Source organism: Pedobacter kyungheensis, assembly GCF_000812965.1.
In the GTDB taxonomy this organism is placed as follows: domain Bacteria; phylum Bacteroidota; class Bacteroidia; order Sphingobacteriales; family Sphingobacteriaceae; genus Pedobacter; species Pedobacter kyungheensis.
This window is the reverse complement of record NZ_JSYN01000013.1, coordinates 78,104-94,838: the sequence shown is the minus strand read 5'-3', so window position 1 is coordinate 94,838 and position 16,735 is coordinate 78,104. Positions and strand designations below refer to the sequence as shown.

The 16,735-nt window shown below is 38.9% G+C and carries 18 protein-coding genes; 14 read left to right on the top strand and 4 right to left on the bottom strand.

Going from position 1 to position 16,735, the window contains the following annotated elements:
• Positions 1-654: a TetR family transcriptional regulator C-terminal domain-containing protein gene (locus OC25_RS12050; protein WP_039476303.1), complete on the bottom strand. Its 654-nt coding sequence runs from the start codon at positions 652-654 to the stop codon at positions 1-3.
• A gap of 211 nt (positions 655-865) precedes the next feature.
• Here OC25_RS12050 and OC25_RS12045 point away from each other — a divergent pair, with 211 nt between their 5' ends.
• The 5 genes from OC25_RS12045 to OC25_RS12030 all read left to right on the top strand — a co-directional run bounded on the left by OC25_RS12045 (position 866) and on the right by OC25_RS12030 (position 7,196).
• Positions 866-1,720, top strand: coding sequence for an HD domain-containing protein (locus tag OC25_RS12045; protein ID WP_052266164.1), 855 nt, complete (start codon positions 866-868; stop codon positions 1,718-1,720).
• Between the two features lie 207 nt (positions 1,721-1,927).
• The gene (gene tatA / locus OC25_RS27345; RefSeq protein ID WP_082018585.1) at positions 1,928-2,071 is read left to right on the top strand and encodes a twin-arginine translocase TatA/TatE family subunit; all 144 of its coding nucleotides are present in this window, start codon (positions 1,928-1,930) and stop codon (positions 2,069-2,071) included.
• Positions 2,072-2,175: 104 nt separating this feature from the next.
• Complete coding sequence (locus OC25_RS12040) at positions 2,176-2,388, top strand: hypothetical protein (protein WP_039476300.1); 213 nt, start codon at positions 2,176-2,178, stop codon at positions 2,386-2,388.
• Between the two features lie 246 nt (positions 2,389-2,634).
• A complete protein-coding gene (locus OC25_RS12035; protein WP_039476297.1) occupies positions 2,635-6,183 on the top strand; it encodes a T9SS C-terminal target domain-containing protein in 3,549 nt (1,182 codons plus the stop codon).
• Positions 6,184-6,185: 2 nt separating this feature from the next.
• Complete coding sequence (locus tag OC25_RS12030) at positions 6,186-7,196, top strand: PorP/SprF family type IX secretion system membrane protein (protein ID WP_039476295.1); 1,011 nt, start codon at positions 6,186-6,188, stop codon at positions 7,194-7,196.
• Positions 7,197-7,356: 160 nt separating this feature from the next.
• On the opposite strand, the gene rpoN is transcribed toward OC25_RS12030, so the two are convergent.
• Positions 7,357-8,829, bottom strand: coding sequence for an RNA polymerase factor sigma-54 (gene rpoN, locus OC25_RS12025; RefSeq protein ID WP_039476292.1), 1,473 nt, complete (start codon positions 8,827-8,829; stop codon positions 7,357-7,359).
• A gap of 162 nt (positions 8,830-8,991) precedes the next feature.
• Between rpoN and mscL the strand changes: the two genes are divergently transcribed.
• A complete protein-coding gene (gene mscL / locus OC25_RS12020) occupies positions 8,992-9,429 on the top strand; it encodes a large conductance mechanosensitive channel protein MscL (RefSeq protein WP_039476289.1) in 438 nt (145 codons plus the stop codon).
• A gap of 41 nt (positions 9,430-9,470) precedes the next feature.
• Here mscL and OC25_RS12015 read toward each other — a convergent pair whose 3' ends face one another.
• Positions 9,471-10,343, bottom strand: coding sequence for a ChaN family lipoprotein (locus tag OC25_RS12015; RefSeq protein ID WP_039476286.1), 873 nt, complete (start codon positions 10,341-10,343; stop codon positions 9,471-9,473).
• A gap of 131 nt (positions 10,344-10,474) precedes the next feature.
• On the opposite strand from OC25_RS12015, the gene OC25_RS12010 reads away from it, so the two are divergent.
• From OC25_RS12010 to tsaB, 8 genes are all read left to right on the top strand, one after another.
• Entirely contained in the window at positions 10,475-11,236 is a 762-nt protein-coding gene (locus OC25_RS12010; RefSeq protein ID WP_039476283.1) for a LiaF transmembrane domain-containing protein, read from the top strand.
• A gap of 21 nt (positions 11,237-11,257) precedes the next feature.
• Positions 11,258-11,599 carry a DUF4288 domain-containing protein gene (locus tag OC25_RS12005; RefSeq protein ID WP_039476280.1) on the top strand — a complete coding sequence of 114 codons (342 nt, stop codon included), beginning with the start codon at positions 11,258-11,260 and terminating at the stop codon, positions 11,597-11,599.
• Entirely contained in the window at positions 11,596-12,657 is a 1,062-nt protein-coding gene (locus OC25_RS12000; protein WP_245221978.1) for a sensor histidine kinase, read from the top strand. Before OC25_RS12005 ends, OC25_RS12000 begins: the two co-directional genes overlap by 4 nt.
• The gene (locus OC25_RS11995; protein WP_039476277.1) at positions 12,635-13,369 is read left to right on the top strand and encodes a LytR/AlgR family response regulator transcription factor; all 735 of its coding nucleotides are present in this window, start codon (positions 12,635-12,637) and stop codon (positions 13,367-13,369) included. Before OC25_RS12000 ends, OC25_RS11995 begins: the two co-directional genes overlap by 23 nt.
• A gap of 230 nt (positions 13,370-13,599) precedes the next feature.
• Entirely contained in the window at positions 13,600-13,758 is a 159-nt protein-coding gene (gene rpmH, locus OC25_RS27340; RefSeq protein WP_010601723.1) for a 50S ribosomal protein L34, read from the top strand.
• Positions 13,759-13,824: 66 nt separating this feature from the next.
• A complete protein-coding gene (locus OC25_RS11990) occupies positions 13,825-14,223 on the top strand; it encodes a ribonuclease P protein component (protein ID WP_039476274.1) in 399 nt (132 codons plus the stop codon).
• Positions 14,207-14,437 (top strand): membrane protein insertion efficiency factor YidD, encoded by a 231-nt coding sequence (yidD, locus tag OC25_RS11985; RefSeq protein WP_039476271.1) that lies wholly within the window; start codon positions 14,207-14,209, stop codon positions 14,435-14,437. Before OC25_RS11990 ends, yidD begins: the two co-directional genes overlap by 17 nt.
• Positions 14,438-14,626: 189 nt before the next feature.
• Positions 14,627-15,322, top strand: coding sequence for a tRNA (adenosine(37)-N6)-threonylcarbamoyltransferase complex dimerization subunit type 1 TsaB (tsaB, locus tag OC25_RS11980; RefSeq protein ID WP_039476267.1), 696 nt, complete (start codon positions 14,627-14,629; stop codon positions 15,320-15,322).
• Here the strand turns inward: tsaB and OC25_RS11975 are convergent, their stop codons facing one another.
• On the bottom strand, positions 15,323-16,732 hold the full coding sequence (locus OC25_RS11975; RefSeq protein WP_052266162.1) for a DUF5723 family protein: 1,410 nt from the start codon (positions 16,730-16,732) through the stop codon (positions 15,323-15,325).
• Between the last annotated feature and the right edge of the window lie 3 nt (positions 16,733-16,735).

Here is a 16,735-nt window from a genome sequence, read left to right as displayed (position 1 = left end):
CTAAAAGCCCATTTTATCGGCAAATTTTCCGTTTCTGGATAAGAATTTGCCATATTCCAGCAAATTATCAATCGGCGAGTGCTGAAAAAGATCGAAAGTTACATTAATGCCTTTTTCAATGGCTTCATCACTTTTCTCAAAGCCTTCGCTATCGTCATTAATCCAGAAATTAACGATAAAAGCAAACTGAATCCATAAGGCGTCTTTATATCTTTTACTTAAAAAACGGCGTTCGGCAAGTTCTCCGCTATCTAAACCCTCATCAATAACTTCTTGAGCAAAGTTTTCGAATATGGGTTTAACGCCACTCAGTACATCAGGAGTAGAAAATTTACCCCGATAATTTTTCAGACTGTAAACCACAAAACTCCGCTGGTTTTTCAGGTTTTCGAGGTAGCTGTAGAAAAAAGAAAGCACTTTTTCGCGGGCAGTATACTGTGGCCATACTTCCTGTTCTTTTATTTTGCTAATGGTTTCGAAAGTAAGTTCGAACCAGATGGTTTTTTCAATACTTTCGAAAGAAGAGAAGAATTGGTAAAAATCGGCCTCTGTAATTTTAAGTTTCTTAACAAAACTGTAAACTGATTTTGGTTTTTCGTTTTGTGTTAAAACGAAATCCAGATATGCTTTTCTAATTTGCTGAGCGGTTGCCATATAGCTGTTTTTTTACAAGTATAACGTTTAATTTATGGGCTTGTTTCTAACCATAACATTTTATTGATCATGCGATTGTAATAATCATTTTCAAAATATTTGAAAGTTTATGTGTAGCTACTTTTTTTAGTTTTTATGTGGAAAACTATTTGGATAAAAACTAAAATTTTTAGTATTTTTGTTTTAAAATCACCCCTAATAAGACAACGATATGATCCAGTTAAATGACTTTTTGTATGGCAAGATGGAACTGCCAGCTGTATTCTCTGACCTGTTAAATACCGATGTTTTAAAAAGATTAGGTGGTGTACACCAAAGCGGTGCTATATTTTTGGTTAATCCGGATATTTGCCATTCCAGGTTAGAGCATGCCATTGGTGTAACCTTATTAATCAGGATGCTTGGGGGATCGGAATTGGAACAGATTGCAGGGCTGTTACATGATGTTTCGCATACTGCTTTTTCGCATGTTGGCGATTATGTTTTCGATAATACGGCCGAAGATTACCATGAGCAGATTTTTGCTGAAATGTTGTGTAAATCTGAAGTGCCCGATGTATTGCTTAAATATGGTTATAACATCAGTGATATTTTGCATGGTACTTTTGATATTTTAGAGCAGCCACTGCCTTCGCTTTGTGCAGATCGGCTGGACTATACCCTGCGTGATGGTGTGCATGGTGGGGTAATTTCGCGTCAGCGGGCCCGTCAGTTTTTAAAATCGGTTGTTTTGAACGATGGTAAAATTGCTGTAAACGATGAAAATGAAGCTGCCTGGATTAATGAGGCTTTTGAAAAGCTGAATAATGAAATGTTTAAGCTCCCGCTTCATTTGTATGCCAATGGCAAAATGGCCGAGCTGATTAAACGTTTTTTAAATAAAGGACTATTAACAGAAAGTGATTTGTTTAAAACAGATACGTTATTGCTGAATAAAATCCGTACAAATTATGAAGGCTACCAGGCCATTAAAGCCATAAAGCAGTTACGGGGTTTTGATGAGTTTATGCGCCATGGTGCTGTGCCTAAAGTAAAAACAAGAACGTTGAATGCACTGTTGGTGTAGAATTGCCAATAATCAATGATCAATAACCAACAACCAACAACCAATAACCAATTGGCAATAATCAATTTTCAATAACCAATACTCTGTTTACAATATAATGAGTCTCTTAATCTTCTTAATTACTTAATGGTCAATATTTTATTTAGCTTTAAATAATTTGAAGAACTATTCCAGGAGATTTAACGTATCTTGTAAAAAAGAAAAAATATGTCGGCGTTAGAAATGATATTAATAGGGGCGGTGATCCTGCTTATTTTTGGAGGTAAAAAACTTCCCGAATTAATGAGGGGAATAGGCAAGAGTGTTAAAGAATTTAAAGATGCAAAAGATGAGCCTTCTGCTCATAAATAACATAATTGTGTACGAATTGTAAATCTATCGGTTAAGCTAATTTCAATGCGCTTAACCCGAAACTTTCCATATACTTTATTGTTTTAGTTTAAATAATTATCGAAATGGAAAATCAAAAACAAGATCTCGCAAAATCCAAAGCTGATTTTACAGCAGAACATGCCAAACATCCTGTTCAAGGCATTAACGATTGGAACGACCGCTTAGATCAAAATCTCGAACCGGAAGACCATAACGACACAGTCGCTGATGAGAAGGCCAAAGATTTTTCGGCTAAGTATGGCAGTGGCGATCAATCAGACGAAAATAACGGCTGAATAATAATTGTTTAATAAGCAATAATCTTTTCCTAATTAGTTCGCTTGCATGGCTTATAAGCTTGATTCAATCAAGCTGTATTTTATTTGTGCAAAATTTTTACACCACCCCTGTAGTTTATTACACGAAACGGTGATTTCGTGCTTAAAAAAATGTTAATTTTTTTTCATGTGCTTTGATTAATAGTATATTGCATATCTAATCAAACAAACATGTATAACGTTTTTCAACTAAGCTGGTAGGTAATGAGCAGGCATTGGTTATGGGTTGTTTTTTTTCTACTGCTGCTTAAAACAAATACCGTTTTTTCGCAGAACACATCAAACAAAGGGAAAGACTTTTGGGTGGCGTATAGCGGGCACATTGATGGAAAACTTTCGCGTTTAACTTTGTTCCTGTCGGCAGATAAGGCAACTGCCTACAATGTTTTTATGGGCAATACTGTAATTGCTACCGGTTCAATACCAGCTAATACCTGTTTACCGGTAATTATAGATCCCAATACCATTGATGCATACATTGGCTCTAATGATGTGATTGAAAGTGATAAAGCCATTCACGTAACTACTACTGATAATCCAATCTCCTTATATAGTGTAATTGCTTACCAGGCACGTACAGGAGGAACTTTGGTTTTACCTACCAATACACTTGGGAAAGAGTACTATACTTACAGTTATCAAAGCACTACCACCAATGGGCGTTACGCACAGTTTACAATTGTTGCGGTAGAAGACGGTACCGAAATAGAAATTACACCTACCCAGGGCAATACTGAACACGCGGCCAATACCACTTTTACTAAAACTTTAAATAAAGGACAAATTTACCAATACCAGGCCAGAGATGATCTTTCCGGTAGTCATATCAAATCTACATCAGGCTGTAAACCCATAGCTGTTTTTTCAGGGAATACATGGGCTTCTTTTTGCGAACAGGGAAATAGCCGTTCTGCCAGTGGAGGTGACAATTTGTATCAGGAGCTTTTTCCGGTAACGGCTTGGGGAAGGAATTTTGTAACTGCTCCTTTTTACAATACCATTCATGGCAATACCGATATTATCCGGGTAATTGTTTCTGAAGACAATACAATTTTAACCGTTAATGGCAGTACTACAAATGCCAATGGAACAACACTGGGTAATCCTTACAATAAGGGGGCTGTAGTTACCTTTTTTTCTAACACTGCTAACGTAATTTCGGGCTCAAAACCTATTTCTGTAGCACAATACCAAACTTCTCAAACCTGTAATTTAAGTAATAGTGCTAATGTTCAGCAGGGAGGTCCTTATCCCGGAGATCCGGAAATAACGGTATTGAATCCTGTGGAACAAACTTTAACCAATATTACTGTTTATTCGAGGCTGGATAACGTAATAACCAACATTAATAAATTCTTTATCAATGTTATTATTAAAACTGCTGATATCCCATCATTTAGATTGGATGGAAATTCTGTTTCCAATTTCGTAGCCATTAATAATGAATATAGCTATGCGATTGTTGATGTAACCAATAGCTCGCAGGCCCAGCATCGTTTGTCTGCTGCAGGAGGTTTCTCGGCAATAGCCTATGGTTATGGTAGTGTAGAATCTTATGCTTATCTGGCAGGGGCAAATATTCAGAATTTTACTTTTCAACCTCAAAATGAAGCTACCGGTAAAAATGTTACCAGTGGTTGTTTAGGAGAAATAATCAAGCTCAAAATTAATTTACCTTATCAGGCAACCCGTTTAGATTGGGATGTACACAATGGAGATGGCGTAATTACTCAAAATGCGCCAACTTCGGTAGCAACCTTTACCGATAATGGCATTACTTATTACACTTACTTTTATCCGAACGATATTAAATATGATCTTCCGGGCGATTATCAGTTTAAGGTAACGGCCACCAAACCAGCTGCCGATGATTGCGGAAGTACAGAAGATTTGATTACTGATTTTACGGTTGACAAAGAACCTACAGCCGATTTTGAAGTGGAGAAAATCAACTGCGCCAATGCTCCCATACCTTTTAAAGATAAAAGTACTTCTAACTCCGATACACGGACCATTAATACCTGGCTTTGGGATTTTGGCGATGGGAATACTGCTACAGAGCAAAATCCGGTGCATAAATATGTTAGGCCAGGTATTTACAAAGTGATTTTAACGGCTACAACCGATTCTAAATGCGCTAAAGTTTCCGAATTTCAGGAAATAACCATTAACCCCCAGCCGGTATCTGATTTTGATGTTAAAGGTTTATGCGTGGATTTGCCAGTGATATTAACTGAAAAATCGAACATTGAAAGCCCTGGTAGCATTGTAGAGTGGCGCTGGAACTTTGGCGATGGATCAGCAGAAGTAAAATTATTAAACAATACCCCACCGGTTCATCAGTATGCAGCAACTGGCGATTATACCATAACCCTGACAACAGTAAGCAATTTAGGCTGTGTTAGTGAAGCTAAAACCAAAACTGTAACTGTAATTGACCCGCAGGTGGTTGATTTTATTATGCCCGATTTTTGTTTGGCTGATGGTGTAGCCCGGTTTAAAAATACTACCAAAAATGCTGACGGCACAACGACCGGTTTAACGGCTGTTTGGAAATATGATAATAGTAATCCGCTGGCAACATCTACCGGTTTTGATGGTGCTTTTGCTTACGGGGCCACAGGCGATTACACAGTTACTTTAACCGTGAGGAATGCAGATGGTTGCGAAAAAAGTACATCGAAAACGTTTACCGTAAACGGGGCGGTAAAAGATGCAGATTTTGATATTGTTAAGAATAATGTCTGTGTGAGCGATAAAATTGTGATCAAAAATACATCAACTACTTTTACCGGCAAGATTACCAAAATTGAAATTTACAGGGATTATCCTAATGAAACGAGTGTTTATAAAACCATACCTTATCCGGATGATAGTGATATAGAAATCGAATACAATACTTTTGGAGGTACTGCTGATCGTTCTCCAAATATTAGGTTGATAGCTTATTCGGGAGAAAGTTGTTTTAAATCAGTAGATAAACCAGTTACTATAAAACCCGTACCGCAATTAGAATTTGCCGATATGCCTGCAGTTTGCGAAGCCGATGGTACGGTTTTAATTGTACAGGCTACACAGAAAGTTGAAGAAGAAATGCCAGGCATAGGCGAATATGCAGGCGATGGAATGAAAGCAGATGGTACTTTTAATCCTAAAATTGCCGGTGTAGGCCACCATACTATCACCTATACTTTTGCGGCTACAAATGGCTGCACTTCTTCTATTAGTAAAGAAATTGAAGTGTACGCATCGCCAGTTGCCGATGCAGGCAATTTGGTTTACATTCTGGCTGGCGGAGAGATTGAACTTCCGGCCACTGCCGAAGGTACCAATTTGAAATACGAATGGTCGCCGGCCGCTGGCCTAAGCAAAACCAATGTGTTGAGGCCTGTTGCATCGCCCGAAAAAGATACCGAATACACCCTTACAGCTACCACACAGCCCGATGGTTGTGCTACTACATCCAAAGTGCTGGTTAAAGTATTGCAGGCATTAACCCCACCCAATACTTTTACGCCCAATGGCGATAATGTAAACGATACCTGGAATATTAAATATTTAGAATCTTATCCCAATGCTACAGTAGAAATTTTTAACCGAAACGGGAACAGGGTGTTTTTTAGCAATGGCTATAAAGTGCCCTTTGATGGAAATTATCAAAACGGCCCTTTACCTGTCGGTGTTTATTACTATATTATCAACCCAAGAAACGGACGTAAAACCATAACCGGACCCTTGACCATAATCAGATAAAATTGAAGAAGCTCCTCATCATATCAGCGCTTTTAGCCTCGTTTAATGCTTTTTCGCAGCAAAAGCCCCAGTATACCCAATATATCTTTAACCAGTACCTGTTAAATCCGGCACTCTCGGGTATCGAAAATTATATTGATTTTAAGGGAGGGTACCGCAAACAATGGTCGGGGATTACCGATGCGCCGCAAACTTCTTTTGTATCAGCTCACTGGGCGCTGGGCGATAATCAGTTATGGAGTAACGCACTTACATCTTTCCCTGAGCAAACCGGAAACCCGATGGACCGGAATTATATGCAGAATTACATGTCGTCGCCAGCACATCATGGCATGGGGGTAACGGCAGTGCTCGATAAAACCGGACCGGTAAAAAGATTGGATGCGAATGTAACCTATGCTTACCATTTACAGTTGAGTAATAACTTTAACCTCTCAGCAGGTGTAGCTGCGGGGATTTCGAGTATTTCATTAGATGTTAATGCGCTAACTTTCGATACGCCATATGATCCGGCACTGAACAGGGCTTTGATTAATCAGGTAAAACCTGATTTAAGTATTGGATTGTGGTTATATGGTGCGCGGATGTTTGCCGGTATATCCGTTCAGCAAATTTTGCCTCAAAAATTAAGTTTTACAGGCGAAAGCAGCTATAACCTGGGTAAAGAAGTGCCACATTACTTCGCTACGGCCGGCTATAAGTTTTTTGTCGATGACGAGATCTCAGCTATCCCTTCGGTTATGGTTAAGTACGTTTCGCCTGCTCCGGTATCGGTCGATCTGAATATGAAATTAGCCTTTAAGGATAAAGTTTGGCTGGGAGGCAGTTACCGCAAAGACGATTCATTTTCGGCAATGGCCGGATTTAATATCGGAAAAATGGTAAACCTGACTTATTCGTATGATTTTTCAACTTCTGCACTTAACCAGGTAAGCAATGGCAGCCATGAAATTGTTTTAGGTTTAATGTTGAATAATATCTATAAAGTGCCTTCGTACATTAAAATGTGGTAAATCAGTTATCAGTTGGCAGTTTACAATTTGGAAATTTCAAAAAGTAATTAACTGAAAAACTGCTTCGTAGCATTGTAAATGCTAATCTCGATAATCCTCGTTACAAACGAGGACTATAGTCTGCTAACTGAAAACTGTTAATTGAAAACTGCGAACTGAACTAAAGTTCTTTCCTTAACCTGGCCACAGGTATATTCATCTGTTCGCGGTACTTGGCGACTGTTCTTCTGGCAATGTTGTAGCCTCTTTCTTTTAGTATTTCGGTCAGTTTTTCGTCGGCTAGCGGCTTACGCTTATCTTCGTTACCAATGCAATCTTCCAGGATTTTTTTAACTTCTTTGTTCGAAACTTCTTCTCCGTTTTCGGTTTGGATCGCCTCCGAGAAGAACGATTTTAATAAGAAAGTACCAAACTCGGTTTGTACATATTTAGAGTTGGCCACACGAGATACGGTTGAAATATCCATATCAATTTTATCCGCAATATCTTTCAGGATCATGGGGCGCATTTTACGCTCATCGGCCGTTAAAAAATATTCGTACTGATAATGCATAATGGCATTCATGGTTTTCAGGAGGGTTTGCTGACGTTGTTTTATGGCATCAATAAACCATCTTGCCGAATCGAGCTTTTGCTTTACAAACTGAACGGCTTCTTTTAGTTTTTTATCTTTAGATGCAGCCTTATCGTAATGCTCGAACATTTCCTGGTATGAGCGGCTCACTTTTAATTCAGGTGCGTTTTTTGAGTTCAGGGTCAAAATCAGTACACCATCATTATTGCTGATGTGAAAATCGGGGATAATCTGCATCTGCTTGGTAGTTACCTGATTGGCGTCGCCAGGTTTAGGATTTAAGCGCAAAATTTCGCTCACTACCTCTTTAAGTTCTTCGCTATCCAGTCCTAAACTTTTTTCCAGTTTATCGTAATGTTTGCGGGTAAATTCATCCAGATAGTTTTCTACCACATTCATCGCTTTAATGATGATTGGGTTATGTGCGTCTTTCCTTTTCAGCTGAATCAACAAACACTCTTTAAGGTCTCTGGCACCAATGCCCGGAGGGTCGAAGCTTTGAATCAGTTTTAACATTTCGAGTACATCCTCTTCTTCAACCATTACATTCTGCGAAAAAGCAAGATCATCGATCATCGAGCCCAGCGGACGGCGTAAATAGCCATCATCATCTAAACTGCCAATAATCTGTTTACCAATAATAAAATCCTGGTCCGATAGGGGAATGAGATCTAACTGCTCTTGTAAACTTTCAAAAAAAGTACTTTCAATGGCAATAGGCGTTTCTTTCTTCTCTTCATCATCATCGCCGTTATTGTAATTGGTACTGTAATCGTTGGCCGAGTCGTCCTGCAGGTAATCATCCACATTAAACTCATCCATGCTGGTATCTTCAGATGATTGTTCGTAATCATCAGGGCCATCATTTAAGTCATCATACTCACTTTTTGGCTCATCCTGAGTCATTAAACTAGGATCTTCCAAAGCCGGATTTTCTTCCAGTTCTTCTTTTACACGCGTATCTAAGGCAACAGTAGGCACCTGCAGCAGCTTAATAAACTGTATTTGCTGGGGTGATAACTTTTGTAATAATTTTTGTTGTAAGTGTTGCTTTAGCATAGTATGTATAAAAGAATGGGCAAAAATAAACAATAGATTTCAGATATTCTGTTGAATTAGCCTAAATGCTATTGATATGTTCGGTTTTTAAATTATTTCCTAAACATTTGGATTCAAATTAAAGTTTGTTAATTTTAATAAAAAACTAAAACTTAATTTAAAATGGGATTTGTAAAAGAATTTAAAGAATTTGCTATAAAAGGCAATGTAATGGATCTTGCTGTCGGTGTAATTATCGGTGGCGCCTTCGGAAAGATAATCGACAGTGTGGTTAATGACTTGGTGATGCCGGTTGTTGCTGCGATTATTGGTAAGCCTGATTTTAGTAACTTATATGTAGTACTGCGCGGAGCCGTACCAGAAGGAACAGCATTGGCTGATGCTAAAAAAGTAGAAGGTGCTGCAATTTTTGCATATGGTAACTTTATCACTGTAGCCATTAATTTCCTTTTATTAGCGTTGGTTATTTTCTTAATGGTTAAAGCAATTAACCAAATGAAACGTAAAGAAGAAGCTGTAGTTGCAGCCGCACCACCAGCACCAACAAAAGAAGAAGTACTTTTGACCGAAATAAGAGATTTGTTAAAAACAAAAGCATAATCAAAAAAAAGCCGCAGATTCGTCCCATCTGCGGCTTTTTTTTAATAGCTCCTCTTTACAGCCGGGTCGGTAATAATAATGTAATCGCCCAGGTTTTTAAACTTTTCCCAATCCGGATTATTAAAACTTTCATCTGAAAACGAAGAAATGTTCAATATTTTTAGTTTCGGGTTAGTTTGAGCCAGTTTAGCCAGTGTACCCAGTTTTTCATCACTGTGAAAGCGGCCGTTAAGTTGCAGGATTTTAAAACCCTTATTTAATTTGGCAAATCTGGCTATAGACCAGGCCATGGTTGCATCCCACAAATTTTGTGTCTGGTAAATTTTCATCGATCCCATGTTGTGCCCGCCTAAAGTTTCGTTAAATTTATCGTAATATCTGCCCTGTGCCGTATCGATAGGGAGTGGAGGTAAAAAACTAAGTGAGGTTTTAGGTAAGTTATCCAGTGCCTTTAAACCATTCATGGTAACTGCATTGCTGTAGCGTGCAGCTGCATTTGCAGCAATAACAGGTAGTTTCTGCTGTTTGGCTTGTTCTATTAAAGGCTTGTAGTCTTTGTAATTTCCCCAGGCGCGACCTTCTTTAATGAAGTTTTTTTCCGAAATCATTCCAGCCAGGTACTCATTTACTACGGGTTGAACATCGGTATGAAACATTTCTAAAGATAATGCCGCTTTTTGAGGATACCTGTTGCTTAACTTTTTGAAAATCTCGGCTTCAAGGTAATGTCCAACCGAATCGTTGTGGTCTTCGCCAAAGAAAAGCACATCAGCCCGGTCCATATCTGTAATCAAATCATCAAGGCTGATTGTTTTTTGCTTTCTGGTATCGAAAATTTTATAATGGCTATTTATGTCTTGTGCGTAGAGTTTGCCGCAAAGCCCCAGACTGATAATAATAAGGAGGATTTTCATATTTCAAAATAACAAAATAATTTTCACCGACAAAATAAGGCTACTTACCGCCTTTTATCCAATTCCTGCACTTGCTGTATAGGCTGATGTCTGGCTGATATATACTTTTGATTATTAAATAACAAGACACAATGGAAAATCTCAATATAAACGAAAATAGCCATATTAAAAACTCAGGACGGGTTTGGAGTGGCGTAATCATAGTGGTAATCGGACTAGCTTTTTTACTGGATAATATAGGATTCGATATTCCAAACTGGATCATTAGCTGGTCTAATTTTTTAATCGTGCTGGGTCTTTTCATCGGGGCACGCCGCAACTTCAGAGGCATAGGCTGGTTGATCTTAGTATTAATCGGAGCTTACAATACCCTCGATAACATGGGGCTCGATTTCGATTTCTCGAAATATGCCTTAGGAGCAGGCTTGGTAATAGTTGGGGGCTTTTTGATCTTCAGACCTAAAAACTCATTTAAAGATGGCGGCTTGTTTGGCAGACGCAAAAATGATAAGCTCGATTCTACGACCTTTGGTTATGATAAAACAGCTAATAATAACGATATTATTGATGTAATGGCTGTTTTTGGTGGTAGTCATCAAACTGTTTACTCTAAAAACTTTCAGGGTGGCGATATTACTGCAGTTTTTGGTGGCGCCGATATTGTAATGACCCAGGCCGATTTTCCTGAAACAGTTTCGCTTGATGTAACCGCTGTATTTGGCGGAATTAAATTAATTGTACCGCCAAACTGGGCCATCAAATCGAATGTAACCGCACTATTTGGTAGTGTTGAAGATAAACGTGCCCATACCATGCCGATAAGCGAAATGCAGAAAACGCTTATTTTAAATGGTACAGCCTTATTTGGAGGAATAGAGATTAAAAGCTTTTAATGTTATATTAAATCATTGCCTATGAAGTGGTTTGCTGTAAATTGTATTTATCAGGTAATTTGTGGTGACGGAAAACATGCGCCGCAGTTTAACGAGCAAACGCGTTTAATACAGGCTGTTGGGCAAATGGAGGCCCTCGATAAGGCCAGATTAAATGCAGTAAATTTTAACCCACCCTTTAATAACTGTAAAGGAGAAAAAGTGGTGTGGAAGTTTATCGGTGTAGGGGGAATATTAGCAGTAGAAGAACCTGCTGATGGTGTGGAGGTTAGTTCGAGTATTGTTGAACCGGAATCAGTTGATCAATACCTCGAAGCGCTTAAACACCGCAATCAATCATTAACTAATCAAAAACTGTTTTGACAACTAGACCATTATCCGTTCCACAGATACAAAAAACATCACTCTCCTTTGCGGTAGTTTGGGTGATATTGTGTGCTGTCGGATTGCATTATGTCGTAAATTTTTCATGGTGGATCTCGGTTACAGATAGCCTCGTCAATAATGTTTTATTGGCGCTGGCCTGTGTCGGAATTAGCAATATGCTGGGGTATTACCAACCCAAAAATGAGCGGATCCTGTATGTGCTCATTATCACGATTGCACTCACCTTTGTAATTATTTATGCTGCAAAATATTCTTTGCTGTACATCTTCGCCGATTACACAGAATACAAAGACTTTTATAATTTTTCTTTTGCTTTTCGCGGCTTAATTTCTTTTATGTGTTTAGGCTGGTGTGCGCTGGCTAATATTTTGTGGTACCGTTTAGAAGAGCAATCAGAAACACACGAAAGGCTTTCGGCTGCAAAAAATCTGGCCAAAGAGGCCGAGTTAAATAAGTTAAGACATCAGTTACAGCCGCATTTTCTTTTCAATAGTTTAAACTCAGTATTTGCGCTAACAATGGTTAATCCTAAAGAAGCTGGGGTAATGATTACCAAACTGGCAGCCTTTTTACGCGGTACACTGAAACGCGACGATGAATTGTGGGTTTCTGTTGAAGAAGAAATGGAATACATTCAATTGTACCTGGATATTGAGAAAGTAAGGTTTAGCCACCGGTTAAACATAGAGGTAAATGTAGCCGAAGATACCCTGAATCTTTGTCTGCCGGGTACCTTATTGCAGCCAATTGTAGAAAATGCCATTAAATTCGGGCTTTACAATACTTCTGCAGGCATTACCATTAAGATTGATGTTACTGTAGATCAGAATTTACTGTCGCTACGGGTGCAAAATCCTTTCGATCCTGAAATGAAGGCTGCCGGAGGCACTGGTTTTGGTTTAAGTGCCATTAAACGGAGGTTATATCTGTTATTTGCGAATACACATCTGTTACAGACCGATATTGAGGCAAATAATTTATATATTACCACCCTAAAAATTCCACAAAAAAATGATCAGAACAATACTAATTGATGATGAACCTTTAGCTAGAGATATTGTAAAATTCTATCTTTCCGATCATGCTGAAATAGAGATTGTTGCCGAATGTGGAGATGGTTTTGAAGGTTTAAAAGCAATTACCCAGCACAAACCCGACCTGATTTTTCTGGATATACAGATGCCGAAAATCAGTGGTTTCGAAATGCTCGAGCTGGTTGAAGATAAGCCTGCTGTAATATTTACCACTGCTTTTGACGAGTACGCCATTAAAGCTTTTGAAGTAAATGCTGTAGATTATCTGCTTAAGCCTATCGATAAATCACGTTTTGATGCTGCGGTTAAAAAAATACCTGCCAAGTTAAACCAGACCGAAAATACCGAAGCTGTTTTAGATGCAGCAGCACTAAGCCCCGCACAAAACAATAGGGTAGTGGTTAAAAAAGACGGAGTAATTAAAATTATCCCCGTTGCCGATATCAACTACCTGGAGGCTGACGATGACTATGTAAAACTCAGTACCATTGAAGGTGTTTTCTATAAGAATAAAACCATGGCTTATTTTGAGCAAACGCTGGATGCAAGTCAGTTTATCCGTATACACCGTTCATACATTATTAACCTGGCGCAGGTAACCAAAATAGAGCTTAAAGAGAAAGATAGCTATGTGGTGCTGCTAAAATCAGATATTTGGCTGCCTGTGAGCAAAACAGGTTATGTGAAGTTGAAAGCTGCCTTAGGATTATAACAAGTCGTTCCGAAGGAATGCTTCATGGGTAGAAAATAGGTGCGACGCATGTTTGCGTTGTGCATATTTTCGTTTCATAAAAACATTTACATACGCCTGTAATGCCGTTTTCCAAAAGAATTATTACATTTGCAGCTAAATAGAAAAAATAATAATTAATCACTCTTGCATTTGTAGAGAAATCGCTTTATATTTGCACCTCTTAATTTTACAATAGATAATATACAGTCATGAAAAGAACATACCAACCTTCGCAAAGAAAGAGAAGAAACAAACACGGCTTCCGCGAAAGAATGGCAACAGCTAACGGCAGACGAGTATTAGCATCACGTCGTGCTAAAGGAAGAAAAAGATTAACAGTTTCTGACGAACGCAAGCATAAAGCATAATTTTTGATTGCTTTTCCGTAAAACCGGAATTGGCAGATCAAAATCTGCAGTTATCAATCAAAATATATGTACACATTCAGAAAAGAAGAACGGTTATGCAGCAGGAAACATTTAGACCTGTTGTTTAAAAACGGTTCTTCTTTTTTATTATACCCTTTTCGGGTTTCCTATCTTTTTATCGATCAGCCAGCCGATGTACCGGCACAGGTGGTGATTAATGTTCCCAAAAAAAGATATAAGCGTGCAGTTGACCGCAACCTGCTTAAACGCCGCATCCGAGAGGCTTATCGCCTGAATAAACAAAACCAGTTATACCTGCCATTACCAACCGATAAAGGATTGCTGTTATTTTCCATTCAATTTGTAGGGAAAGATAAGTATGCATTTCCTTTCATCGAGAAAAAGCTAATCGCTACATTTAAACGTTTCCAGAACTTAATTCAGCCCAATGAAGTTCATAAATAAACTGTTTGGTTGGTTCTTTTTAGGCTTGATAAAAGTATACCAATATGCTATTTCGCCTATGTTGGGCGCAAATTGCAGGTTTACACCAACCTGTTCGCAATATGGGGTAGAAGCCATTAAAAAATACGGGCCCTTTAAAGGTGGCTGGATGGCACTAAAAAGAATTGGCCGATGTCACCCCTGGGGTAAACACGGGCATGATCCGGTACCTTAATTGGTCATCGGTCATTGGTTCATTAGTCAATAGCTCATAGTTAATAGACGATCCAACTGTAAACTGTTAACTGCAAACTGGCTTATGGTTTATAGCTCATAGTTAATAGCAGAATCCAACTGCAAACCGGCAACTGCAAACTGATTCACCGAACTCCGGACTTCTGACTAAAAAACTTATCTTTGCAGCATGGCTAAAATACTTCAAATAGAAACAGCTACAGCGGTTTGTTCAGTTGCTTTATCGGTTGATGGGAAAACAGTTTCGGCGAAAGAGGAAAGCGGGCAAAATCTGCATGCAAGTAAGCTTACCCTGTTTATTGATGAAGTGTTAAAAAGTGCCGGTGTTAACTACAACGAGCTCGACGCCATTGCGGTAAGTAAAGGCCCCGGATCTTATACGGGTTTGCGTATAGGAGTTTCTACTGCGAAAGGTTTATGTTACGCCCTGGATAAGCCTTTAATTGCCATCGAAACGCTAAAAATGATGGCGGCTGGTTTCCACTTAGAAAACCCAGAATATACCGGGCTAATTTGTTCGATGATTGATGCGCGCCGTATGGAAGTTTATACTTCAGTTTTTGACAGCAATTTGAATGTACTTTTACCAACTGAGGCCAAAATTATCGACGAAACCAGTTTTGCAGATTTGCTGGCCACACAACAAATTACTTTCCTGGGCGATGGCGCAGCCAAATGTGCAGCCGTTTTAACTCACGGAAATGCCTCGTTCAACGCTGCTAATTTTAATGCTGCTAACTACATGTCGGCCTTGGCCGAAACTGCTTTCCAGCAAAAAAACTTCGAGGATGTGGCTTATTTCGAGCCTTTTTACCTGAAAGATTTTGTGGTTACCCAATCTAAAAAGCAACAGGTACAACCTTAATTACTTTCTTTTAAAGATCGAGAATAAGCTTTTAAAGAAACTTCCACCTTCACGGTCGTTAATGCCAGGCATAACATCGCTAAATTGCGGGTGGTTAACCACATTCCCGAATTTAATGCCCACACCCATATAAAACGATGCTCCATTTGGTCCGCTGCCTACTGTAGCATCGTTTCTGATGGTACCAATGGTTTGAAAACTGGTTGCCACTAAATTATCTGTGCCTAAAAATAATTCGAAATTTGGTGTCTGGTATTTAACCTGTGCACCAACCATAAATACCTGATTCAAATTGTACAGGGGCGTAACACTGGCCGAAAAATCGTTGGCAATAAAAGTATTTACAAAAGCGATATCACCACCTTTGTAAAATAAATTCTTCGAAACTGCTAAAGCCGGTTTGTAAAATCCATAACGTTTAGATACAAATACATCGATTTTGGCATTGGTAGGTGCCAGAAACTTCTTGCTCTGCTCAGAAAGCAGAAAAATATCTTCAATTTCCTGGTTGGTGTTCGATTGATTATTTTCCAGGTTCTCGATCACTTTCGATTGATCTACGGTGTTTCTGTGTGTATTTCTACGCCACCAGATAAAACCGAGATCTTTAACGTTGGCCATTAAAAATAATCCCTTCTTGGTGGTATAATTGGTTCCAAAGCCTAATGATAAGCCTGGATTTTTAAAATTAGGGAAGAATGTTTTTTTATCTACTTCGTTAAAGTCAGAAAAATTAGCAGAATAAGTACCTCTTAGCCCGATGAGCATAGCAGAGCCCTCCGGATCAATATAGAGATAAGAGTCCTTAACATCCAGCTTATTGTAAACCATGCCACTCAATAAACTGGCTTTTAAACCAAAGGCAAGGCGTTTATCCCAATTTTCACGATAGGTAAAACTGAACTGGTGGTAAGTTTGCTGATATCCCTTAGTATCGAATATACCAGTGTATTCTCTGCCCGGCGTAAAGCGTTCATACGAATCGAAAATAGCCAGTGTTTCGTTGGTATAATCGATATGGGCATCCGATCTGATTTGCCAGGCAAAGCCCATTTCTTTCTGGTATTTATACGATTTAAAAAGGCGGAACGCAGCAACATAAATATTGCTGTTTTCGAAGAAATGGTTAACCTCACCAGTACCCAGCGGCAAGCCTTCAGTATCCCAGGTACCCTCTTGTGTTAATTTGCGGATCACATATTTAGAGCTCCCTTTATTAATGGCGTTGGTGCCGAAATAGGGCAGGAAGAAGTTGGAAGAAAATTTTCGTGACGAATCTAAAGTGAACGATTTCTGAGAGGGGTTTTCGAATGCATCAAACATCGTTTTTGAGCCAAAAAGCGCATATTGCTGAGCATTTGCTACCCCGATACCAGCTACTGCTAGTAACGTAAGTAAAAGTTTCTTCATGTA